The organism is endosymbiont of Riftia pachyptila (vent Ph05), assembly GCF_000224455.1.
Classification (GTDB): Bacteria; Pseudomonadota; Gammaproteobacteria; order Chromatiales; family Chromatiaceae; genus Endoriftia; species Endoriftia persephonae.
This window is the reverse complement of the sequence record NZ_AFOC01000190.1, coordinates 1-687: the sequence shown is the minus strand read 5'-3', so window position 1 is coordinate 687 and position 687 is coordinate 1. Positions and strand designations below refer to the sequence as shown.

Here is a 687-nt window from a genome sequence, read left to right as displayed (position 1 = left end):
CGGAACCTCCAGTCGTGTCGCCTTTGACGGCAGTGTTGGTGACGGCCCGGTGGTCGGTGCCACTGTCAGCATCCGCGACCGCAACTTTCGGCTGCTCGCCACCACCAGCAGTACCGACCGGGCTAGCTTCAACTTCGACGGTGAGATCGCCGACAGCGCCTTCCCGCTGATCATTGAAGCGACCGAAGGCATCGACCTAGTCACTAACGCCGCCCCCGACTTTGTTCTCAGCGGGGTAGTGATGACACCCTCACAGACGCGGGTCAACCTGACGCCGCACACCACCATGATGGTGAAGAGCGCACTGGCAATGGAGGGTGGGCTGACACAAGCTAACCTGGAGCGCGCCAGAAGCGCTGTCACCACCCGCCTCAACTTTGGCCTGGATACCAGCAAGGTGCCCGATCCGATGAGCACCGAGGTGACTATCGACAATGTCACCGAGGTGACCCTGTCGAGCGAGGTGTTCGGTGAGATGGCACGCCGCACCGCCTACTGGATCGGCGGTAATGTCAGCGAGGATGATATCTTCACCGCGCTAGCAGCCGACCTGGTCGATTCGGTGCTGGATGGCCGCGGCGCCGAAGGCACGGTGGCGCGCTACACCGCGATCGCCCATGTGGTCAGCGCCCAGGTGTTGATCGAGGCGATGCTCGACGGCCTGCAGGTGAACAATCAGCCGGCCAA

General features: G+C 62.7%; 1 pseudogene. It reads left to right on the top strand.

Features of this window, described 5'->3' with window-relative positions:
* Window positions 1-687 (top strand): annotated as a pseudogene (locus tag RIFP1SYM_RS18505) (putative Ig domain-containing protein); the annotation flags it as partial.